We start from the raw sequence: 23,540 nt of genomic DNA, 5'->3' as shown, positions 1-23,540 counted from the left end.
CGAGTTTGTTCTGAATCCGGCCTCATTTTCTAAACTATGTATACAGCCTTTCTTACCTCGACCGTCGAGTATTTTGTGGCAGGATTAGGTTTTGCGGAGGTACCACCCGACAGTCGAGGTATCACCCCATCCCTCGACTGACGACTAGTGCTGATGAATAACTTTCCAAAATCAAGAATGTGCAAGTAGTCGGTCGAGTTTGTTCTGAATCCGGCCTCATTTCCTAAAACAAGTATACAGCCTTTCTTAACTCGACCGTCGAGTATTTTGTGGAAGGTTTAGGTTCTATGGTAATGCCACTCGAAAGTCGAGGTATACCCATCGTCCGACGGCTCTTCGGTAATCCAGGCTATGAAAGTAAAACCCTCAGCCGTCTGACGAGTATTTCTGATAATCCGTACATGCTTTATTGGAATCTAACTCACTTCAGTACTCGACCGTCGAGTATTTTGTGGGAGAATTAGGTTTTGCGGTAATGCCACTCGACGGTCGAGAGGAGTAATCTATTTTTTTAAAATATACCTTCGCTTCTCGTCAATGGTGAGCTGTCCTGTCTTTTTATAGAGCGAGTGATAAAAATACATAATCGCTTTTTCCTGGTATGCTTTTCTTAAGATCAGTTTTTTGGCCTGATGAGCCTGAGCTGAATCCAACACGGTTTGAGGATGGGATGGTCGATTGAGATGAAACTCCGTCGGAATCAGATCGCCCATGAAGTAGGCGATTTTTTCTGAATCTTCAATTCGGACAATGGTGTGCCCAGGTGTATGTCCTGAAGTTTTAATGATCTCAATACCGGGAATAACGGTGAAGTCATCTTCTTCAATAAATTTGATGCGATTCTCTGCAACGAGCTTGTAGAGTTCATCCAGTCGGTAATCGGCTCCAATTAATTCCGGTGATCGTCCAACCTGCGACAGGGCATACTCCCATTCATCCATGTGGAGGTAGTAAGTAGCGTTAGGGAAAGTAGCTGTGGTTACAAGTTTATCATTCACATACGTTGAACCTGCAGCGTGATCAAAATGGAGATGAGTGAGGATGACATGATGAATATCCTCAGGCCTCAGTCCGAATATTTTCAGATTCGTAACTGCATTTGATGTGTTTTCATACTTGCTGTTGTGATCAAGTCCCCAGCCTAGACCGGGGTCAACGACTATATTTTGATCACCATTTGTAATCAATAGCGGATCGATACCAAGCGCAGAGGAATATTTGCCAAGATTTGGATCATCCATTGGGTTTTTGAGCCGTTTCGGGTCCATCTTTTGGATGGTTCCGTCTTCGAATAGTTCAAAAAAACCTTCACTCAGCTGCTCAATCGTAAATGTCTCTTTTATCATGATGATACTTATTAAAAAAAGAGAGTGCTTCCAGATCATTTCTGAAAGCACTCCAACATGATGATTTCATCGAAGATAGTGATGTTTTCAATTCATCCCGACAAAAAATGTTGAGATTGCATTTGGTCAAATCAACGATGGTATAAGTTGAAAGTTGTTAGTTTACATCAACCTGAATTGGAAGCAACATCCAGTTGTGACCTTTTGGCTGATCCATTAGCTGACGAATTGTTTGTGTCTCTTCGAGTACATCTTTTGGCATCCAGGATGTAATCATAGAGTGCATTTTTGCATTTGCTGAACCAAATAAGGATTCGAACAGATCCTCCGCCTTTGGATAGGTATCGAGTCTGTATTCATCAATTTTGGCCATATCAGCAGCAACTTCAATAGCCCTGTCCAATCCGCCGACCTCATCTATCAGTCCGGCTTCTCTAGCTGCTACTCCGGTATATACCCGTCCTTGAGCTACTTCGTGAGTTTCGTCGCGGCTCATTCCGCGAGCTTCAGAAACGCGACTAAGGAAAGTTTCATAACCACTTTCCACATTTTGCTGAATAATTCGCCGTTCAGCCGGTGTAAATGGTTTGGTTAGATTCAGTAAATCGGCATATTCATGAGTTTTTATTGTTTCGTACTCGATTCCGATTTTATCAGAAATAAGCTCTTCGGCGTTAAACAGAAGATTGAAGATACCGATGGACCCGGTAATTGTATTTTCACCTGCCAGAACACGATCTGCTCCCATTGCCATATAGTAACCGCCGGATGCTGCCACAGAACCCATTGAGGCTACAACAGGTTTTTCCTTAGACGCCTGTTTGATATAGTGCCAGAGAAGATCGGAGCTGGTGGCGGAACCTCCGGGACTATTGATATAAATAACAATCGCTTTTACGTTATCATCCTCAATAGCACTTTCCAACTGTTTCTTCAACTTTTTGGGGGTGATACCTGCAGAGCCAAAGGGTGAATTGACGATGTCAGGTAAAATCATGCCGCTGGAATAAATCACTGCAATTCTATCTGATGTATCGGGAACATCAAGTCCTGCGCTATTGGGTGTTACCCGGCCATATCGGCTAAAACCAACCGTATTGAGGTCGTTTTCTTCGTCCACTTCAAGGCGTTGCTTGATGATTGCCTCAACCTCATCTTCATATGCATAAGCATCAATCAATCCGTTCTCAATTGCAAACTCAACTCGCTCAATGGGAGCAGAGCCTATCAGTTCATTCACTTCTTCGGCCGATTTACCTGTTCGTTTTACAACAGCCTGAACAAACGTATTAGTTGCTGAATTGAGTATCTCCCGGGTTTGTTCAATACTTTCAGGTGAGGCAGACTCATTGATGTAAGGTTCAACCGCTGATTTATATTTTCCGACTCTGAATATTTCCGGTTCAATTCCAATCTTATCGAGCATATCGCCGTAAAAACTAAATTGAGCCACAAAACCGTCAAATTCGAAATTTGTGACCGGTGGGGTAAATATACTGTCGGCCAGGGTTGCCAGATAATACGACTTCTCATTCATACCAATGTCATCTGTGCTGAAATAGATGGGTTTCCCGCTCTCTTTAAAATCCTCAAAATAGCGATAGGCTGTCTCAAGATTGGCCCAGGATGCCAGTACCTGATTGGTTTTTACCCATACCGCTTCAATGTTGTCATCGGCTGAAGCTTTTTTGAGGTTTGATTTCAGATTTTGCAGTGACATTCTATTTCTTGCACCAGGGTTGAAAAGCTCCTCTATTGGGTCATCAGAAACGCGAGCGGGTATATCGCCGGTAATGTCCATGGTGAGAACAGTATTGGAGCGAATATATGGTTCGGGTTCTGATGAACTACTGACAAGTGTTGCAAAAAGGATGAGTATGAGAATCAATACTCCCAGAATGGTGCCTAAAATGGAGGCGAGAAAAGTTTTAAAAAATTGCATTATCTGATGGTTTACTTATTATTTTTGAATAACCTGAATGAGGTCGCTTTTTCTATTGTTGAGTGAACTTACTAAATCTTAAAATTCAATCCACGTTTAACCCTTACGAAATATGAAAGAATTTGATGCACTGATTATTGGTTCCGGTCACAACGGATTGGTGACCGGAAGTTATCTCGCAAAGGCCGGCTACAAGGTAGGGGTTTTGGAACGAAGAGATACAATTGGTGGTGCGGTATGCACAGAAACAATGTTCCAGTCGGATGAAAATCCGAACGGTTTTCGGATGGATGTCGGTTCGTCGGTTCATATCATGATACACCAAACCGGAATTATTGAAGAGCTGGAGCTGACAGATTACGGATTGGAGTACATAGAGATGGATCCCTTTATGAGTTACCCGGTTCCTGACGGAAAAGGTGTGATTCATTTTCATAAAGATCTGGAAAAAACACTGGAGTCCATTTCAAAAGTAGCTCCTGAAGATGTGGAGAACTATCGTGAGTTTATCGATTTTTGGGAGCGCATCAACAAAGGTGTTCTGAAGGCCTTTATGGTACCGCCTACGGGTAAAAATATTTTTATGGAGATGGCAAAAGGTCAAATCCGGGACGGTTCCATGTTTAAAAAAGGTGAGCAGATGGACGGCCTTCAGAAAATTTTAGGCAGTTACGGAAGTGTGGTCGACAAGGCTTTTGAGAATCCTCACTTGAAAGCGGCATTGACTTGGTTTGCTGCACAATCAGGTCCTTTGCCTGATCAATCGGCAACGGGTGATTTTGTGGGCTGGCAGTCGATGCTGCATCAAAGCGGGGCAAAGCATCCGAAAGGTGGCAGCGGAATGCTCACGCAGGCGATGAAGAACCTGATTGAAGCTCACGGCGGTGAAGTGATTGCAGACAGTCCGGTTCAAAAAATTGATATTCAGAATGAAAAAGCAGTGGGGGCCTATACAGAATCAGGAGACTACTACAAAGCCGATCTGGTAGTGTCGAATGCACACGTACAAACCACAATGTTGAAACTGGTTGGACGAGAGCATCTGGATGATTCACTGTTCAAAAAGGTGGAAGATATTCAGGTTGGCAACGGTTTTGGTATGGTCATTCGCTGTGCTGTTGAAGAGCTGCCTCAATACACGTCAGCTCCCGATGATCCGATAATACATAATGGAATGCAGCTGCTGGCTCCCTCAGTAGGTTATATGAATCGGGCAATAGGGGACTACATGAAGGGTTTGCCGCCCGAGGATCCTGCCGTATTGGCGATGACCTTTTCAAAAATTGACTCTGAAGTGGCCAAAGACGGAAAGCATACACTCTTTGCCTGGGCACAATGGCATCCCTACGAATTATCAAATGGTGAGAACTGGGACGATATCCGTGAACGGGAAGCTGAAAAAATTTATGGAGTTGTAGAAAAGTATGCGCCAAATATGAAAGGAAAGCTGATAGATTGGTATATTCAATCCCCGCTGGATATAGAACGTAAGCACGGCCTATTGCGAGGGAATGTGATGCATGTTGAGATGAATTTTGACCAGATGTTCATGTTCAGGCCTACGCCGGAACTGAGCCGTTATGAGACGCCCATTGAGAATCTTTATTTGTCAAGTGCTTCATGTCATCCCGGTGGGGGAGTGTTTGGAGCGGCAGGATATAACGCTGCACAGGTGATACTAAAAAAATCGAAAAAGAAACTATTCGGAGCAAAACGTTGAAATACCATTTTCCTAATTCGTACCTGGAAATTGACTTAGGTGCAGTATCAAAAAATATTGAATCAATAAAACAGAGAATACCCGGTAAAAAGTATTTAGCCGTTGTAAAATGTGACGCCTACAGCCACGGAGTGGTGGATGTGGCTAAACATATTCAGGATCAAGTGGACTGGTTTGCTGTTGCCAACGTGGATGAAGCTATAGAGCTTAGAAGGGCCGGCGTGATCAAGCCGGTACTCGTGTTTGGGGTTCCTACCTATGAAACGGCAGCCGCATATCAGACTCATAACCTAACGGCTACTGTGAGTCATTTAACTCATTTTTCCATTTTGATGGACGGTACAGATTATCATCTGAATTTTGATACAGGAATGGGCCGACTGGGATTTTCACCCGATCAAGTAAAAGAGGTTCGCCAACAGGCTGTATTCAATCAGAGATTGACATGTAGTGGAATATACACACACTATGCAACGGCTGATGACCCCGGATCAGATTTTGTTGAAGAACAGCACAGCAGGTTTGAAGAGGTAATCAAGCATTTTGATGAAATCCCCATTAAACATAGTTGTAATACGGGGGGTGCAACCAACTACAATCTCGATAACTATGATATGATTCGTGTTGGTTTGGGAATATTGGGCTACAATCCCGGTAAAACCCGACACAAGTGGTTAAAGCCGGTACTTACATGGAAGTCGGCAATTGCACAGTTAAGACACATTAAAGAGGGAGATACAGTTAGCTATGGATCTACATGGAAAAGTCCTGTTGATGGTTATTTAGCTACAATACCCGTTGGATATGGTGACGGTATACCAAGAGCATTGAGTAATAAGCTTAAAATTTCTATAAATGGTAAAATGTATCCTCAGGTGGGAAATGTTACCATGGATTATATCATGGTTTTTCTTGGGAAAGATAAGGATACTGTTACGGTAGATTCAGAGGTTACAATTCTGGGAGGGGATGCTCTTAACGCATCAGATTGGTCGGAACTGGCCCACACGAACGTTCATGAAATTCTTACGAATCTGAAAGGACGTTTTGAACGATCTCATATTAACTACTAGATAATTTAAAAAAGGGAAAACTCGGTAAAGAACTTTCCCTTAATATCATTTTCAGTAATTATTTAGTCTAAAATCTCGAGTACAATCAGGTCATATTGCAGCACGGATTCTGTATAGGCCGAATTGGCTGAACCCTCAGGTAAATCTCCATAACCTTGTTCAGGCTGTACAATAAGTGTACGTCGCTCGCCTTCTTTCATGCCTAAAAGCCCTTGTCTCAGGCCAAATGTATATGAGAGCTGAATGTTATAGCTAAAGACACTGGGGTTCAACTGTATGTCGCTTACACGAACGCTAGTAGGTTCAACACGTGCATCATTATAGGTACTGTAGATAATATCCCCATCAAGAGTTCTAACTGTGATAAACAACAGTAAATCATCCCGGATGGTTACAGTACCAAATCCGTCACCTTCTTCGTGAATGTATGCGGTTATACCTTCTTCTACTTCAATAGGTTCAAGTCCTTCAATGTCGTAAGCATCCGGTACTGTTGAAAAGTCAGGTGGAGGGAAGCTGAACGGATCACTGGTGTCACAGGAAGTGATCGTGAAGAGTGATACGGCAAATATAATGAATGTTATTTTTAAAGAGGTAAACTGCATTTATTTCTTTTTCAAAAATTTTAAGTGATTGATCCTTTCGGCTTGAAAGGTAATGGGTTTTAATGAATCATTAAACTGATTAAACAGATTCTTTGAATGCTTCTTCTAACGCTCGTTTTCGCTGTTTATTTGCGATTTTGCTCAAATAGATGGCAAATTGATATAAAAATAGCAGTGGAATGGCTATCATCAGTTGCGAAACCGGATCAGGCGGGGTGAGAAAAGCTGCCACAAGCATTACTGCAATAATGGCGTGCCGCCTATAGGTTCGCATGGTTTCGGGTGTTAAAAGCCCAACTTTTGACAAATAGTAGCTTACAACCGGTATCTGAAATATCACGCCACAAGCGAGAGTCCACATGGCAACGGAGGTGAAATACTCGTTAATATCAAATTCGTTACTGATTACGGTATCAATAATAAATTGAGTGAAAAACTGAACTGCGAATGGAACCAGTATCAAGTACCCAAAAGTAATACCCAATAAGAAAAAAAAGTTGATAAACATCGCGTTTAAAAACGTTTTTATTTTCTCGCCGGTCTCCAGTGCCGGTTCAATAAAAGCCCAGAGTTGATAAATTAAAATTGGAGACCCAATAATGGTTCCGGTAATAATTAAAGTACCCCAATAAGTAAAAAACTGGCCGGGTAACCTTCTCGAAATTAAGGAGAGATCAACGGCATTGATCGGCATGATCTGATACATAAAAAAATCAGACCTGGCCGGCCCAAGTATAAACTGTTGAATGATAAAATCACGATAAAAGAAAGCAACAATAACTCCAAAAAGTACCCCAACCAGGCCTTTTAAAATTCTCCACCTCAACTCTTCGAGGTGGTCTAAAAAAGACATGTTGTTGGTAAGATCCTCTTTTGGAGGTTTAGCCTTGGGGAGTATTTTCCCCATGATACCGCGTTTTGTTCCGCCTTCTTCGCTCATTAAGCCAGATTATCCCGAAAAATTCTGATTCTCAATTATTTGATCTCCAAGTTAGGCCGTAACAAAATCGTAGAGTGGGAATTTTTCACACATTTCACGTACCTGCTGTTTAACCTTTTTGCGGTTTGATTCATCTTCCGGTTTTTGAAGTACTTTATCGATAAGTTCTACAACAGAGCGAAATTCATTTTCTTTAAAGCCACGAGTAGTGAGGGCAGGGGTACCGATTCGTATTCCCGAAGTAACAAATGGGCTTTCGGTGTCGAATGGCACCATGTTTTTGTTTACAGTGATTCCGGCTTCATCCAGCGACTCTTCAGCAACTTTTCCCGTAAGGCCTTTACTGCGAAGATCAACTAAAATCAGATGGTTGTCGGTTCCACCGCTGACCAAATCATATCCTAAATTAATAAACTCTTCAGCCATTACTTTCGCGTTGGCTTTTACTTGTTTTTGATACTCTTTAAAATCCGGTTGAAGTGCTTCCCCAAAAGCTACAGCTTTTGCAGCAATTACGTGCATCAACGGACCGCCCTGACTTCCCGGAAAAACGGCTGAATCCAATACTTCACTCCAGTTCTTGGTTCTTCCTGATTTTCTGGCAACTACACCGAGTGTATTCTCGCTGTCTTTACCGATCAAAATCATTCCGCCTCTTGGACCCCGTAATGTCTTGTGAGTGGTTGTAGTAACAATGTCACAAATTTGAAGTGGATCATTCAATTCCTTCGCCGCAATCAGGCCGGCTGTGTGCGCCATGTCCATCCAAAGAATTGCACCCACTTCATCAGCTATATCACGGAATGCTTGATAGTCAAAGTCCCTGGTATAGGCGCTTGCACCAATGGAAATCATTTTCGGGTTGATCTTTTTGGCCTTTTCACGAACTTTGTTCATATCGATTCGGCCGGTTTCTTTATCCACTCCATAGAACTGAGCGTTATAGGTAATACCTGAGAAGTTGACCGGCGAACCATGCGTAAGATGTCCGCCGTGTGCGAGATCCAGTCCAAGAAGAGTCTCTCCCGGCTTCATCATCGCTAAGTAAACGGCTGCATTAGCAGATGCTCCTGAATGGGGCTGAACATTTACCCAATCGGCTCCAAAAACTTTTTTCCCGCGTTCACGAGCAAGATTTTCAACTTGATCTACAAATTCACATCCCCCATAATATCTTTTGCCCGGGTAACCTTCTGCATATTTATTTGTCAATACAGATCCCATTGCGGAGATCGTGGCTTGAGAAGCAAAATTTTCTGATGCAATAAGCTCAAAATTAAAATTTTGCCGCTCAGTCTCCTTTTCAAGAAATCCGTAAAGCTCCGGGTCCTGATTTTTAAGTAAATCCATGTTCTATTTTTTGTCAGTTAAAGAATGAATTTTTTTCACTCGCCTGTCGTGTCTGCCGCCTTCAAATTCCGTTTCAAACCAAACTTTAATCACACTTTCCAGAACATCATCAGTGAGTTCACGTCCCGGCAAGCAGAGGATATTCGCATTATTGTGTTGCCGTGTCAGTTTGGCGGCGTTATCATTATAAACCAGAGCGCCTCTTACGTTGGGATATTTATTTGCAGTCATACACATGCCTTGTCCGCTACCACAGATCAGAACCCCGAGTTTATGTTCACCGGAATTCACTTTTTCAGATACCTGTATGGCATACTCCGGATAGTCTACAGATTCTGGGGAGTGTGTTCCAAAGTCTACAGGAGTGTGTCCTAATTTTTCAAGGATCTTTTTAGTTTTTTCTTTTGCTTCGAATCCGGCGTGATCACTTGCTATGGGTACAATCATGGGTATTTAGTAAGCATTAGGTTTAGCGTCTAAATATCTCGAAAAAAACGATCACGAAAAAATAGAAAAGGGATTCAATCTTTAAAGCGGAGTTTGAGTTTGGATCTTAAAACGGTCTGCTAAAACTTGTGTTGATGGTATCGGCAGATAAACTGCCAAATACCCCAATACCACCTTCAATATTGTACAGTAGGTTTGGTATTTCTCCGGGAGAGAGCGTAGATCCTCCCAGCTGGACATCCTGAGAGCGAATTACATCGGATAGGTTTTCATCTACAGATAGAGTTACTACAAGATTCTCTCCATAAAAAGCTACCCCAATCCAGGGAAAGCGAAGCAGTATGGTTCCGTCGGGAAGCGGATCAAAATTCCCTTCATTTATAAGACCTGAAGAGTTTCTTACATATTCGCTGATGTCTACATCTTCTTCATCTTCAATAATGCTGAAATAGAATGGTGTTAAATTATCAATAGCCGGTTCAAGTGATATGGTATTGAATACGAAAACATTCTGACCATTGGTTTTCTCCGGCTCAGCCAAAATGATTTCAAGCTGATTCTCGCTTTGATATACAACCGATTCTGGGATTTCATTAACTACTTCAACTTGATCCGGAACTGTAGTTGTTGCAGAGATTTGATCATCACGATCCGTAAATACAATATCCAATTTGTAAGTTCTGAGAGGTTCTACCTGATAGGATAGTATGAGCGGATTATAAATACCGGGTTCTTCAGTAGATTCTGTATATTCAAAAACCTCTTCCGGTTCTCCATTTTCATCGAGTAGTGTTATGAGGACAATTGCATTTTGAATAAAATTCTCTTCAAAACTATACTCGTCATCAGCGGGTGCAGTGGTACTGAGGCGAATATTCGGCAAGGATTGTCCTGCAACAGCATATCCTTCCACTACAACATATTCTTGGTAATCATCCTGATCGTAACTATCGCAGCCAAACAGAAGCAGTGCAGTAAGCGTAAAGTATATTGCTGTAATTACCTTTTTCATATCGACTAAAAATTTACGGTATAAGAAACAGAGGGAATAACCGGAAGAAGCTGAACATCCTCACGCTCTACGGGATTTTCTTCAAAATCATAGTTATAAAACCAAATATTCCTTCTTGAATATGCATTGATTACCTGAAATTGCCATTCGGCGTCACCCAATTTAAAAAATGTGCCTTTTCTGCTAAATGAAATATCGAGCCTGTGATAAGAGGGAAGACGTGAAGCATTCAGATTTCCTACAGTAAAAATATCTCTTTCGCTGCTTCCCCAGGGAACGCCGTTGAATTGTGTTCTTCCCAAAGGTTTCGTAAACGGCTGGCCGGATGCAAAATTAAAAACGGTGGAAACGCTCCATCTGTCACTGAGTTTGTAAGTGCTAACAAAGTTTACGTCATGAGTACGGTCATATTTTGGCGGATAAAATCTGCCGCGTAACGGTTCATCCAGAATTTCGTCATTAAAACCCGGGAATTTTCGCTTCGTAATTCCATAAGTATAACCAATAAATCCGGTATAGCGTCCGGTCTGTTTCTCAAAAAAGATTTCCAAACCATAAGCATATCCTTCCCCATACCTGAATAGTTCGGAGTAGTCCAGGCCTGCAGCATCATTTACAAAAGGATCAAATTCGAAGAGATCTCTCATAGTCCTGTAATAGAGTTCTACATCTAAACCGTACCCTTCAAATGGGATAGTTTTTGCTCCTGCCACAAATTGATCTCCGTAAGAGGGGGGGACACCATCATCGGCAGTTAGCCAGATATCAAATCCGGAAAAAGCTTCGTTGGTAATGAGTGTTAAATATTGGTAGTAGCGTCCGTAAGCGGCCTGCAGTCTGATGTTTGAAAAGGTTCTGTTTTCAACTGACAGGCGTGGTTCAAACCTATAAAAGTTTCCTTCAGCAAAGGTATTCAGCCTCAAACCGCCATTAATGATCCACTGACTGCTGGGGCGCCATTCATTTTGAACATAGGCCGAGAGGTAAGTAGACTGTATCCGGTTTGAAAATGTAGGTTGATCATCAAACTGATCGGCATAGCTTAGCGTTAAAATTCCGCCCCATATACCTGCTGAAATCGTGTTTTTTTCATTTGGTAAATACTCTAAATCTCCTTTTATAGAGAAGTCGTAAATTTTGTTATCACTCTCAAATGGTGTTCCCCCAATCTCAAATCCGGGTTGATTGAAATAGCGTGAACCTGTAGCTGTAACTGAGCTGAACAGTTTTTCAGAAATTATTCGTCTCCATTTTGTACTCAAGGTTTGATTACCATAATTTAATCGAATTCTGGCGTCTTCCTGAAAAGGGAGAGAAACATTATCGTTACCGGTATAAAAAGCGATAGAAAATCGATCATCGTCTGTGGCGTCAAAATTTAGTTTGCCGTTTATGTCGTAGAAATAGAACAGATCGGGTACGCTGTCTACAGACTGCCTGAGAACAGCTAAAACAGGTTCCAATGTTGATCTTCGTACAGCAATCATCCATGAGCCACGGCTGTAAGGGCCTTCGAGAGATACTCTTGAAGCAAGTAATCCAAGGCTTACGGTTCCGGTAGTTTCATTTCTATTTCCATCTTTATTAAAAACAGTGAGCACGGATCCCAGGCGTCCGCCGAACTCTGCAGGATAACCACCTTTATAAAGACGAACATCTTTTACTGCATCCGGATTGAATGTGGAGAAGAATCCAAAAAAGTGAGTGGGATTATAGACCGTTGTTTCATCTAAGAGGATTAAAGTCTGATCCGGGCCACCGCCTCTGATATAGAGCCCGCTGGAAAAATCAGATGCAGCTTTAACTCCGGGCAGTAGCTGAATGGAACGGAATACATCCGGTTCAATTATTGCAGGTACTTCTTTGATTAATTCCGTAGACACCTCAGCACGCCCTATATTTCTCTGAGCTTCTCTTTCGGTCTGCGATTCAACTACAACCTCTTCAAGTTCAACGCCTTGAGGAATCAGTTCAATATTCTGCCGAAGATTTTCTCCATCCTCAAGGGTAATCTCTTTTTCAAACCTCTGATACCCAATGTATGTGGCTACCAATGTATAAGTGCCCGGTGTGATGTTGGTTATAGAATAATATCCTGAGGTGTTCGTGGAAGTACCCCTGTTGATTTCCAGTAATGCAACATTAGCTGAAAGAAGAGTTTCTCCGGTTTGGCTGTCCGTGATGTACCCGTTAACAGAAGCACCATCTTGAGAGTAGGCGGGTTGGGATACAAAAGCGATGAGTATGATGAATATAGTTAGCGTTTTAACCAAAGTATTGTATGATTCTGGACTGATATATTTACAATCGTGATACGATAGAATGCTGTAAATGTTTAAAAGGTAACACATTAATGAGTCTTAAAGATTCCACTTTATAAAAAAGAGAATGCCTTCGGTGGTTATAATAATAATTAATAATTAAAAGATAAGACTACCTTTTACTCTCAATTAGCCTTTCAGGGTTTGTAACAATAGTTACTATCATTTTTTTAAATGAAAATATAGTTTTTTGTAAATCTTTAAAAATCAATTATTAAAAGGGTGGTAAGGAGTAAGTTTTTTTGTCCTGTGGAAATGTGGAATGAAATTCTGCGAGTGCATAATATATAGATGTAGAACATTAAGAGGGTCGCCTGAAGGCAATTATCAATGGCTGTCTATTTCAAATAAATCAGCTGTCAACGGACGAATATTTATATCAAATAAAATCTATAAACAACAAAAGATCAGTAAAAAAATGAACAGATTATTAGGTGCATTTATATTTACAGCTATGCTTGGCTGGGTTGCCAGTATAATTTTAACAGCCATTCACTTTTGGGTAATACCAATTATACCAGCTACGGCAGAATTAGCCGGACCAATGCTGGTAATAACAAGTGAATGGGCTTACGTTGGCCCTGTACCTCTTGCTGCAATAGGGGCTATTTACTATATCGTAATGATTGCTTTGGGCTCAATATGGTTGACTACCAAAAATGAAGTGGTAGAAAAGATACTGCTCCCCATAACTGCTTTTGGGTTTCTGGCTTCGCTGGGTTTTGTATATCTGCAACTTTTTGTAATTGGAGCGATATGTCCATTTTGCATGATGTCTGCAACAGCAACAACAATACTTTTAGTTATTGAATTGATTGTGAAGTTTAAAGGAGGTGCAGCAACTACGCCATCGCTTGCAAGTCAAAAGGTGTGGGCTACAGTTTTTGTTACAACAGCATTGATGACCATGTTCGCTCTTTGGACTCTAACTATCCTACCGCTTCCGGTACCGGGTGCCTGAGTGTTTATAGTTTAAACGATTATGAGGCTGATTTTGCGAAAGAATAAATCAGCCTCATAATCCGTAATCAATAATATTTAGTATCAAAACTTTTTAATTATGGAAGAGAAACACAATAACCAAAATACAGAAGACGTGACTGATCAAAAACAAAAAGATCAGGAGGCAAAAGATGGAATCAGTAGAAAACAAGCACTAAAATATATTGGCTATGGGGCTGGTGGTCTTATGGTTGGCGGAGGTGCCGGGTTCTTCGGTTATCGAAAAAGTTTACAGATCTCCTCATCTGATGCTGACAAAGTAAAGCGTGCTAAGATCGTTGTTGCAGGAGGAAGCATAGGTGGTTTAACTGTTGCTGCCAGATTGCTGAGAGCAGTACCGGATGCAGATATTACAATTATTGAGCCGAAGGAAGAGCATCATTATCAGCCAGGTTATACGCTTGTTGGAGCAGGTGTTTATGATCGAGAAGATGTAATTTTCGATCAGAAGTCTCTGTTCTTATCTGGTATGAAATGGGTTAAAGATTATGTAGAAGCGTTTGAACCGGATCGAAACCGTTTGGTAACCAGAGGGGGAGATATAATCAACTATGATTATCTGATTGTTGGATTGGGTGTTAATTTGAATCTCGATTCCATCGAAAATTTACGAGAAGCACTCAAAACAGACTACGTGGCAAACATCTATGATCTTGAATCAGGGGAGAAGTATAGAAAGCTGGCTACCCAATTCGAAGGAGGAAACGCAGTATTTAACTATCCTGTAGGTTATGTAAAGTGCGGTGGAGCACCTCAAAAAATAACCTGGTTGTCAGAAGATTTATGGAGAAATGAAGGGAAAAGAGATCAGGTTGATGTCCATTTCTACTCAACAAGGCCCTCACTATTTCCCGGAGTCCCCAGAGTTGAAGCAGCGGTGACACCATTAATTGAAGAGCGCGGAATTAACAACCATTTTAATAAAGCACTTCGTGCAATTGATATCTCTACGCGGACAGCTATTTTTGAAGAAACTTCAGAAAATGGCTCTGTTAGAGAGATAAGACAGTCGTATGATTTATTACATCCAATGCCGGCTTTTCAAACTCCGGAACCACTCCGAAATGGCCCGTTAACCAAGGAAGGTATTGGTGGTCAACTAGATGTAGATCGTTATACACTTCGACACAAAGAGTATTCAAATATCTTTGGCATAGGTGATAATGCTGCAACAGGAGCAGCAAAAACGGCTGCAACTATCAGAAAACAAGCTCCGGTAGTAGCAGGTAATGTTATAGATCAAATACTCGGCTACGAACCGTCAAATAAATATGATGGTGCATCAGGTTGTCCGCTGTTAACCAGATACGGCCGATGTATGATGTTTGAGTTCGATTTCGAGGGCAACTTGATTAACGAATGGCTTTACCGTCCAACACAAGAAACACGAATTTGGTGGGACTTTAAAGTTCATGGCCTTAAACGGCTTTACCGTCATGTAATGATGAATGGCTACGTGTAACTTTTAAATTAAAAATAACAATATCATCTGGACTGCTTCGAGAACAGGCTCTTTATTTCATTCACCTGATACGTCAGCTCTGATTTTAAACTTCTGGTGGCAGCTTCCATTCTGCTTATTTCAAATAACTCATTAGCCGGTTGTTACAAAACAATCAGAATAGAAAAGCTGTATGTGGAAATGTATTTAAAATGTGATTGGCTAAACTCTCTCAGGTTTTGAATAAAGTGACTCAAATCATAATGACATATGAGAAGAACCAGCTGGTTCAGTAATACAGAAACTCTAATTCAATTCTTATGAATTTTACAAAAATCAATTTTAAAATAAACTACATCACCTCAATTACTATAGTGTTATTCTTTTTTTCAACGACCGTTTACGGACAGTCGGCCGATTCAGAACAGGTAAGTTACCCATCATATAGCCTGTTCGGTTTTGTTCAGCAACAATTTGTTGAAGATTTAACTCCCGGCAGCCCAGCCGGATTTTCTATCTATCGGGCCAGACTTGGTGTAAGAGGAGAAATCTCAGAAAATATTAGTTTTCGATTTCTTGGGGGCTTTGTTGAGCCGCCTCAGTCAAACCCTCAGTTAGTACACGCATATATGGACTATAAGATTAATTCGCACTTGAATATACGTGCAGGGCAATTTTTTGCTCCATTTGGAATAGAAGGGAACCAGGGGATAATATTAAATCCTGCTATTGAACGCTCTCTTACCCTGAGACGCCTTAACATATTCAGAATGTTTAGTGATATAGGTGTGCAGGCTTTCGGAAGTTGGTCGCGATTTAATTACGCCATAGCATTGGTGAATGGGACAGGAGCGAATCGATCAGAACAGATCGATCCAAAAGATTTTATAGGAAGAGTTGGTTTTAATCTTACGGAAGATCTCGAAATTGGATTGTCAGGTCATGCCGGACATTATCTGACAGGGCAGAATATGAACGAAGAGAGAGCTCGTTACCGGGCAGCATTGGATGTGAATTTTAAAGGTGATCCTCTGTTCGTTCGGGGAGAACTTGTTACACGAAAAGACAATATCACAAATTCACAAAATGTAGTAATGAACGGTGGTTATCTTTTAACCGGCTATAAAGTAACAGATAATTTTGAAGCAATTTTGCGCTATGAGCATTTAAACCCAAACAGTGATGTTGATGATAATAGATTGGAAATTATTACACTGGGAGCCAACTACTATTTAATAGGGCGTTCGCGTTTATCTGTTAATTATGAATTTCGTGATGATAAGGTGAATGAGAACTTTGGAAATCTTTTTACAGTACAAATACAGTTCGTTTTCTGATTTTGTACAATCAAATAACTGAAAGCTAAGTACTAAAGGGAGTACACCAAAATGAGTCAATATTTAATCATATAATACACATACTATTTGGCTTATTTATTCGTTATATTAGCAGACTAACGTTCTTTGACTTAATGGGGCTGTACCGGATTCGACGGGTTGAGTACAATTGCAGGCTGCATGCCGAGATTGACCGATGAATCTCGTTAATCATTCATCATGGAATAAAAGTAGTTGACAACAATTACTCTTACAGACTCGCAGCATAAACTGACGAGTCCGTTCCCTTGGGCGTCTTGCCAGTAGGCCCCATTGCGAGCGCCGATAAAACTGGCTTTTCCGAAGGGCGTGTCTGTCGCGTGGCTGGAGAACTTAATACAGAATAGGTTGGAGTTGCTTTGCTATTGAGCATTGCTTCATCCGAAACTTTAATCAATAGCTAAGCATGTAGATGCTTGATGATTTACCTTCTCGGACGCGGGTTCAACTCCCGCCAGCTCCACACTTAGTTTAAAAAAGCTCCGTCAATTAAGTTTGTCGGGGCTTTTTTTGTTGCATTAAAAGATTAGAATACAACTTTCTATGTAAGGATTAACTCTAATCTGTTTCTTACGATTAAAAAGGAGAAACCATGAGAAGAGAACTAATACTTTCAAATCTTAGAATAGAACTTAGAAGAAAACAGGCTTCTTATCTGTCGGAGAAGAGAGCAGTCAGTTTGGTGAATGATTTCTTACATAACATGTCTATTGTCCACTCTTCACAAATCAGGACATGGCAAAAAGATTACTTTCTTACAGAAATGGAGAGAAACTCAGACAGGACAAAAGATGATTTTCTTCAGGCAAAATCCGCACTTACTTTTCTATTCAATATCGTGCTTAAGAAGGGAAGAGGTATTGATGTAAACGGATATGATGACGAAAATAATGGTGATCCCGGAGTACTGAAAATTACCGGTTAAATGTTGAAAACTTCTTAACCGGCATTCGCTTATCAATCCATTGACATTGGATTGTTTTCAGCAATGTCTCTGTACATGAGATACTCTTCAGGAGTAATATCTGCAAAAAGGTAGTTCAGTGGATCAACCGGCTTTCCTTTATAATAAACTTCGTAATGCAGGTGTGGTCCGTTCGTCATACCCGATTCACCGGAATAACCAATAAGTTGACCTCGTTCGATCTTTGCACCTGTTTTGATTCCATCTGCAAATCCAGACATATGAGCATATCGGCTTACGTAGCCAAATCCGTGATCTATTTCGATAAGAAGACCGTAGTTGCCTCGTCGTCCGGCATATTTAACTGTACCTTCACCGGTTGAAAAGATCTCTGTACCGATACTTGCACGAAAGTCAATTCCCTCATGCATTCTTCTATATTTTAAGACCGGGTGAATTCTAGGGCCAAAACCACTGAGTAATATTCCGTTAACCGGTCGAATAGCAGGTACGTGTTTTAATCTTTCTTGATTCTGGTTGTAATAAGACTTGATCTCATCAAAAGATAGTTTTTGTATGCTAAGTCTTCTTTCAAGCTTATCCAGCCGTGAAGCAGTCCATCGCAGCATTTCTGAAGCGTCATCGCTGTATAGGTCAAATTCTTCGTATGGATCAGTACCACCGGTACCAGCCATTCTTTCGTCGTCAGATATCGGATTTAAGCCTAAAACAGACCGATACATTTCGTTATCGAGCTCAGATATTGTATTAAGTTCACCTTCCAACTCGGTGATAGAAACACGGGTTGTTTCCAGCTGGCTCATTAAAGCCTCATTTTCGGCCTTTAAAGCAATTTCTGCCGGAGACCCTACAAAGTTGGCTAGAACCATAATAGCAATGCTGGCCATAACAATACTGTTAATAGCCCAGAAGGATAGAGAGTTAAATACTTTTTTCTTTTTTTCGTAGACAACGGGAACAAATTCACATTTCTCATTGTCGTAGTAAAAGTGTTTGATATCAGACATATTTGAGCGGTTAAACCTCAGCGCTGAAAGTTAGCATAATCCTTTTGTATATAAAAGAGTAATTAAGAGAGGATTTGTTACGAATTACTGAATCGAGCTTTTATTCGAAATCACCCTCGAAGTACTCGATTGCTCTTTTTGGCATGTCATTTCGGTGTTTTTTTTCTGAGATATGCTTTTTTACTTTTTTTTGAAAAGCCTTTGCAGCATCATAACCATAGTGTTTTAAAAGGTAATTCATTGCAATAACTTCAGCGATTACGGTAATATTTTTCCCTGGTGTTATGGGTAGCTGAATTAACGGAATATCGGTGCCCAAAATTCCAATCGTATTATTGTCCAGTCCGGTACGGTCAACTTTTTCAGAGTTTTCCCATAGAGAAAGCTCTAAAACAACCTCAAGCCTCTTTTGATAGCGTACAGACCGAATTCCAAACATAGACATGACATCAACAACGCCAAGTCCTCTAATTTCCATAAAGTGCTTATTCATCTCAGTAGCTGATGCCAACAACACGTTGTTTTTTTTTGTAAGAATCACAACATCGTCTGAAACCAAGCGGTGACCTCGTTCAACAAGGTCCAAAGCGACTTCACTTTTCCCAATACCGGATTTTCCGGCAATTAAAATTCCTATTCCATAAACGTCAACCATAGTGCCGTGAAGCATAGTTTGCACAGCGAAGAGATCTTCCAGAAAATCCCGGAGTTGATACATGAATTTGGTTGTCTCAATACTTGTGCGATAAACCGGCACATTATGTTGCTCGGCAAGTTTGAGTACTTTTATGGGAAGATTGTTGTTGTCTGTTAAGAAAATGACAGGAATATCAAAAGATACCAGCTGCTCAAAAGAGCTCATCATATTTGAGTCAGACAAATTTCTTAAATATCTGCACTCCGTATTGCCGATAATCTGGATTCGCTGGTAAGTGAAAAGATCTATATATCCTGAAAGTGCAAGGCCGGGCCGGTGAAGATCAGCTTCTACTACATATTTGTTTTCAGCGTGATTTACAGCTGCCAGTGGTTCAAGCTCTATTTTAAGTGTAGATTTTAAGCGATCTACTATAGATGATACCTGAACTTTTTCTTTTTTGGGAATAATGTCCTGATTATCAAAAAGCATATAAATGAATGAAGATAAAAAAAGCCCGCCCTGACTGTTTCAAGGCAGGTATAGTTCTTTATTTACTGATGTTCGAAATGTTTCGTTTTGTATTTCCGCAATTGTCTTACGGCGGTATCTACGGCAGCTCCAATAGCTTGCTCGTAAGATGGTGCTTCTTCTTTCACATTGATCAGCGTGTTCGGGACTTTTACATTGAGTTCTGCAATAGATGGATTATCATCATCCTGTCCCGGTTTCAGTACAATATCGCATATGATAATTTTATCGAAGAATTGTTCCAGTTTCTCAACAGAGCTTAAACTGAACTCTTTTAAGTCCTGGCTGCAATCAAAATGTAGTGCTGTGAAAGTCGTTTTCATTATTTCCTCCAATTAAGGTTTATTTTTCTGCCCTTGGATGGGCTTTGCTATATACTTTTTTAAGTCGATCCACACTAGTGTGAGTATAGATCTGTGTTGCAGATAGATCTGCGTGACCTAAAAATTCTTTTATAATTCGAATATCGGCACCTGCATCCAGCATGTGGGTCGCAAAACTGTGCCTCAAAACATGTGGGCTTTTTTGTGTTACTTCGCTCACCATTGTTAAATAATCTTTTACAATGTTCTGAATTCGGCGCGGGTACATACGCTGACCGCCCGGCGCCAGAAATAGTGATTTCCGTGCATCACTATCCGTTCTTTTTCCGTAAAGCTCAATGCGTGTTTGCAGATGATTCTTACAAGCCTGAATTGCTTTTTCTCCTAACGGTATGATACGCTGTTTGTTACCTTTACCAATGACAGAAACCTGCTTATCGTTCAAATCGAGTTGGTTTACGTTTAAATTGGTCAATTCAGACAATCGCATTCCGGTTGCATAAAATAGCTCAAGAATAGCTTTATCCTGATTGCCGGATGGTGTGCCGGTTTCAACTATCTCCATCAAGCGGTTAATTTCTTCTACCTGAATTGTATTGGGTAGCTTTTTTTCTTTTTTGGGAACAATAAGCAGATGAGCCGGATTTTTTTCGACAGCGCCACGCACAAATCCATATTTAAAAAAGGATCGGATTGAAGCCACCTTTCTGGCAATAGTACTTCTGGCTAACCCATCTTCACTAAGTACCCCAAGCCAAAGTCGTATTGTAAGGCGATCTATAATGTTGATTTTAACCTCTGCTTCCTTTAACTCAAAATGAGCAGAGCAGAACGCCAGAAACTGTTCGAGATCAGTACGGTACGATATCAATGTGTGAGGAGAAGAGTTCTTCTCTATTTTTAAATACTTGATATATTTATCGATCCATTCCTTCATCTGCTCTCAATATAGTATACTTGATCAATAAAAATAAATAGGGGGTGCACTTACTGATAAAGTTTCTTTGAGGTTAAATTTATGGTTCGATAGAGCATCTAAAATTAAACCGATCGTCCTTTCCAAAGAGCCGTTTTGCCGGTGATTTTGTCAACTATTTTTATAATGCCCAACCGCTGAAACCAGATCACACCGAGGGGGTGCGTGAAGACGTAAAGAGGGTTCCAGTTAAACCACGTGGAAATTACAAGTCGCTGAATAAAGATCAGTGCAATTGAAGCGATAGATAGAAAAAAGACAGGGGGATTATATTGAACAATCTGCCAGATCAACGTGAAAAATGGCAAAATGAATACGATAATATGAAGTATGGCGGCAGTAATGAATAGCGGCAGAGAGTTGCTGAATCCTGCAAGAAAATTTTTTCTCAATCCTTCGAACATCTCTTTTTCGCTTCTGTACATTCTGCAGCTGATGGTATTCATGCCTGTAAACATCCTTAAAGTAAGGCCTTCCCTTTTAATATTTTTTGCAAGCTCTACATCTTCAACAACCTGTTGTTTTACCGATCTATGACCGTCGATTTGACGGTAGGCATTTTTGGTAAATGCAACACACTGGCCGTTGGCAGCTGCGAAATTTTTTCTTAAATGATAATAAATGAATGCCGGCATCCATCGGGGCTTTCGGTATACATAAATAGAGGGGAGAATAGTTAGCAGTGCGAAGTAAATGAGAGGGAGAACCGTATTTTCCCAAAAAGTGCCTAGAATTTGACGTGGCCAAACGGTTAGCATGTCTAACCCATAATATTGAAAAGAGTTGTTTATCCTTGAAAGTGCTCCGGATTCTAATTTTGTATCAGCATCAATGAATAGAAGCAGTTCGCCGGAGGCCTCCTCACTGAGCTGCTGGCACGCCCAGGGTTTACCAAACCAATCATCCGGCTTATTTTTACCGTTGTGAATGAAAAGCCTTTGAGGGTGTGTGGACTTGAATTCCTGTAAAATATCGGGAGTACGGTCGGTGGATTGATCATCTAAAACATGAACCTCAAAATTGTCGTATTTTTGATCCAAAACGGTTTTCAGCAATGAACCAATATTGTGTTCTTCATTACGTGCCGGAATGCAAACGGAGATTTTTTTGCTGTTAAAATTTTCGGCTGTATCATATGGCAGCTCTGTAAGCTCAAATCTGTTACGGATGAGAATAATGGATGTACCAGCCAGATAGAGTAAAGACGCAGACAGCAGCCAAAATAGAATGGATATATCCATCGAGTCATTTATAATATTAGTAATAGCCCGCTAAAAGTTTTCTTGAAAATAGAGATTTATGCAGATCATTTCAGATTACAATAAAGATACACGAACTCATAAACCGGTTCCGGGATCTTATGAGTGGTGGTACTTTGATGCAATAGACCATAACGGTTACAGTATTGTAGTGATTTTCTATGAAGGTAACCCCTTTTCAAAAAAATACATTCAGGCATTGTCGAATGGGGTTAATCACTCAGCAGAATTCTTTCCGGCAATTAGCATTTCTGTTTATAAAGACGGAATGCCGCTCTTTTACAGCTTTGTAGAAACAGACTCTACATTCGCTGAATTCAGTTCAGAGAAGATTTTTGGAAGGGTAGGTGAGAATATATTTACAGGTAAAAAAACAGGTGACATGATATCCTACACTCTGGAGCTGAATCAAACTCTTCCCAATGGTGAACGTATTTCAGGGGAGCTACTATTTACAACAAGCTCCGGCTCGGGATTTAGTGACCCGAGTTTTAATCAAGATAGTGAAAGCACGCATACCTGGAATCTGATCTTACCAAAGTGTAAAGTATCAGGAGATTTAAAAATTGATTCACTGCAACCGGAGAGTATTTCGTTTAATGGTGTGGGCTATCACGATCATAATTTTGGTTCTGAGCCGATGAAGGAGTCTTTTGACGAGTGGTATTGGGGGAGGTATCATTTTGACACATCTACGTTAATCTACTACGTGATGAACGTGAAAGGTGAGTGGGATAACAGAGCATGGTTAATTGATCAGGACGGCTCTGTTCTGGTGTTAGATTCAGTTGAGCTTGAAGAGCAGGGGCTAACCTTCTTTGGACTGAGGAGCGCACGCAGGCTGAAATTTGAAGGAGAGGGATTTAAAGCCGTTTTACAGAAGGATCGATTGATCGACAGCGGCCCATTTTACCAACGCTTTCAGGGAAATGTTTTGGCAACGTTGAATGGCAACCTAATGAAAGCCGAAGGCATCTCAGAATACATCAAACCGGACAGAATCTATTCAAAACTGTTCTGGCCGCTGGTGGATATGAGAATCAAATACCCCGGAAAAGCACACTGGGTACAAAAGAGTGCCAAGCTGTATCGATGGACGTGGTAAACATAAAAAAGGCGACCCAAAAAATTGAGTCGCCTTTCAAGTTTAGAGACGTACCATCAAAAGTGAGATCACTTCAATGATTGCATCAAGTACTACCTTATTGTTTGTAGAAATAGAGGTTGTCTATATAAACATTATTTATAGTACCTGCTGTAGTCAAGAGAATTTGATAAATACTTTCTCTATCTAAAACGCCATCCCC

General features: G+C 40.7%; 20 protein-coding genes and 1 other RNA gene. 8 read left to right on the top strand and 13 right to left on the bottom strand.

Annotated elements, in window-relative coordinates; all coding sequences use genetic code 11:
* Positions 1–503: 503 nt before the first annotated feature.
* Positions 504–1,346 (bottom strand): MBL fold metallo-hydrolase, encoded by an 843-nt coding sequence (locus tag ACESM0_RS06245; protein ID WP_372904723.1) that lies wholly within the window; start codon positions 1,344–1,346, stop codon positions 504–506.
* 157 nt (positions 1,347–1,503) lie between these two features.
* On the bottom strand, positions 1,504–3,288 hold the full coding sequence (sppA, locus tag ACESM0_RS06240; RefSeq protein WP_372904721.1) for a signal peptide peptidase SppA: 1,785 nt from the start codon (positions 3,286–3,288) through the stop codon (positions 1,504–1,506).
* 112 nt (positions 3,289–3,400) lie between these two features.
* On the opposite strand from sppA, the gene ACESM0_RS06235 reads away from it, so the two are divergent.
* A complete protein-coding gene (locus ACESM0_RS06235) occupies positions 3,401–5,008 on the top strand; it encodes a phytoene desaturase family protein (protein WP_372904719.1) in 1,608 nt (535 codons plus the stop codon).
* Complete coding sequence (gene alr / locus ACESM0_RS06230; protein ID WP_372904717.1) at positions 5,005–6,081, top strand: alanine racemase; 1,077 nt, start codon at positions 5,005–5,007, stop codon at positions 6,079–6,081. The genes ACESM0_RS06235 and alr overlap by 4 nt, the downstream gene beginning before the upstream one ends.
* A gap of 62 nt (positions 6,082–6,143) precedes the next feature.
* Here the strand turns inward: alr and ACESM0_RS06225 are convergent, their stop codons facing one another.
* From ACESM0_RS06225 to ACESM0_RS06200, 6 genes are all read right to left on the bottom strand, one after another.
* On the bottom strand, positions 6,144–6,686 hold the full coding sequence (locus tag ACESM0_RS06225) for an FKBP-type peptidyl-prolyl cis-trans isomerase (protein WP_372904715.1): 543 nt from the start codon (positions 6,684–6,686) through the stop codon (positions 6,144–6,146).
* Between the two features lie 79 nt (positions 6,687–6,765).
* Positions 6,766–7,626 (bottom strand): twin-arginine translocase subunit TatC, encoded by an 861-nt coding sequence (gene tatC, locus ACESM0_RS06220; RefSeq protein ID WP_372904713.1) that lies wholly within the window; start codon positions 7,624–7,626, stop codon positions 6,766–6,768.
* A 51-nt stretch (positions 7,627–7,677) separates the two neighbouring features.
* Complete coding sequence (gene glyA / locus ACESM0_RS06215) at positions 7,678–8,976, bottom strand: serine hydroxymethyltransferase (RefSeq protein ID WP_372904711.1); 1,299 nt, start codon at positions 8,974–8,976, stop codon at positions 7,678–7,680.
* Between the two features lie 3 nt (positions 8,977–8,979).
* Entirely contained in the window at positions 8,980–9,423 is a 444-nt protein-coding gene (rpiB, locus tag ACESM0_RS06210) for a ribose 5-phosphate isomerase B (RefSeq protein WP_372904709.1), read from the bottom strand.
* A gap of 106 nt (positions 9,424–9,529) precedes the next feature.
* Positions 9,530–10,435: a DUF4249 family protein gene (locus ACESM0_RS06205; RefSeq protein WP_372904708.1), complete on the bottom strand. Its 906-nt coding sequence runs from the start codon at positions 10,433–10,435 to the stop codon at positions 9,530–9,532.
* Between the two features lie 5 nt (positions 10,436–10,440).
* Complete coding sequence (locus ACESM0_RS06200) at positions 10,441–12,708, bottom strand: TonB-dependent receptor (RefSeq protein WP_372904706.1); 2,268 nt, start codon at positions 12,706–12,708, stop codon at positions 10,441–10,443.
* Between the two features lie 466 nt (positions 12,709–13,174).
* Here ACESM0_RS06200 and ACESM0_RS06195 point away from each other — a divergent pair, with 466 nt between their 5' ends.
* From ACESM0_RS06195 to ACESM0_RS06175, 5 genes are all read left to right on the top strand, one after another.
* Positions 13,175–13,717, top strand: coding sequence for a vitamin K epoxide reductase family protein (locus tag ACESM0_RS06195; protein ID WP_372904704.1), 543 nt, complete (start codon positions 13,175–13,177; stop codon positions 13,715–13,717).
* A 135-nt stretch (positions 13,718–13,852) separates the two neighbouring features.
* Positions 13,853–15,220 (top strand): NAD(P)/FAD-dependent oxidoreductase, encoded by a 1,368-nt coding sequence (locus tag ACESM0_RS06190; protein WP_372904702.1) that lies wholly within the window; start codon positions 13,853–13,855, stop codon positions 15,218–15,220.
* A gap of 299 nt (positions 15,221–15,519) precedes the next feature.
* On the top strand, positions 15,520–16,536 hold the full coding sequence (locus ACESM0_RS06185) for a porin (protein ID WP_372904700.1): 1,017 nt from the start codon (positions 15,520–15,522) through the stop codon (positions 16,534–16,536).
* A 136-nt stretch (positions 16,537–16,672) separates the two neighbouring features.
* Positions 16,673–17,041: a transfer-messenger RNA gene (ssrA, locus tag ACESM0_RS06180) on the top strand.
* 126 nt (positions 17,042–17,167) lie between these two features.
* Entirely contained in the window at positions 17,168–17,500 is a 333-nt protein-coding gene (locus ACESM0_RS06175; protein ID WP_372904699.1) for a hypothetical protein, read from the top strand.
* Between the two features lie 32 nt (positions 17,501–17,532).
* Here ACESM0_RS06175 and ACESM0_RS06170 read toward each other — a convergent pair whose 3' ends face one another.
* The 5 genes from ACESM0_RS06170 to ACESM0_RS06150 all read right to left on the bottom strand — a co-directional run bounded on the left by ACESM0_RS06170 (position 17,533) and on the right by ACESM0_RS06150 (position 22,215).
* Positions 17,533–18,507 carry a M23 family metallopeptidase gene (locus ACESM0_RS06170; protein ID WP_372904697.1) on the bottom strand — a complete coding sequence of 325 codons (975 nt, stop codon included), beginning with the start codon at positions 18,505–18,507 and terminating at the stop codon, positions 17,533–17,535.
* 100 nt (positions 18,508–18,607) lie between these two features.
* The gene (gene hprK / locus ACESM0_RS06165; RefSeq protein WP_372904696.1) at positions 18,608–19,636 is read right to left on the bottom strand and encodes an HPr(Ser) kinase/phosphatase; all 1,029 of its coding nucleotides are present in this window, start codon (positions 19,634–19,636) and stop codon (positions 18,608–18,610) included.
* A 62-nt stretch (positions 19,637–19,698) separates the two neighbouring features.
* Positions 19,699–19,998: a ribosome hibernation-promoting factor, HPF/YfiA family gene (hpf, locus tag ACESM0_RS06160; protein ID WP_372904694.1), complete on the bottom strand. Its 300-nt coding sequence runs from the start codon at positions 19,996–19,998 to the stop codon at positions 19,699–19,701.
* A gap of 19 nt (positions 19,999–20,017) precedes the next feature.
* Positions 20,018–20,935, bottom strand: coding sequence for a tyrosine recombinase XerC (locus ACESM0_RS06155; protein WP_372904692.1), 918 nt, complete (start codon positions 20,933–20,935; stop codon positions 20,018–20,020).
* Positions 20,936–21,039: 104 nt separating this feature from the next.
* Complete coding sequence (locus ACESM0_RS06150; protein WP_372904690.1) at positions 21,040–22,215, bottom strand: glycosyltransferase; 1,176 nt, start codon at positions 22,213–22,215, stop codon at positions 21,040–21,042.
* A gap of 58 nt (positions 22,216–22,273) precedes the next feature.
* Here ACESM0_RS06150 and ACESM0_RS06145 point away from each other — a divergent pair, with 58 nt between their 5' ends.
* Positions 22,274–23,338, top strand: coding sequence for a hypothetical protein (locus ACESM0_RS06145; RefSeq protein ID WP_372904688.1), 1,065 nt, complete (start codon positions 22,274–22,276; stop codon positions 23,336–23,338).
* The last annotated feature ends 202 nt before the right edge of the window (positions 23,339–23,540 follow it).

The sequence above is a fragment of the Rhodohalobacter sp. genome (genome assembly GCF_041686455.1).
GTDB lineage: Bacteria > Bacteroidota > Rhodothermia > Balneolales > Balneolaceae > Rhodohalobacter.
Note: the sequence above shows the minus strand (reverse complement) of the source record. Positions and strands in the feature narration are given on the sequence as shown.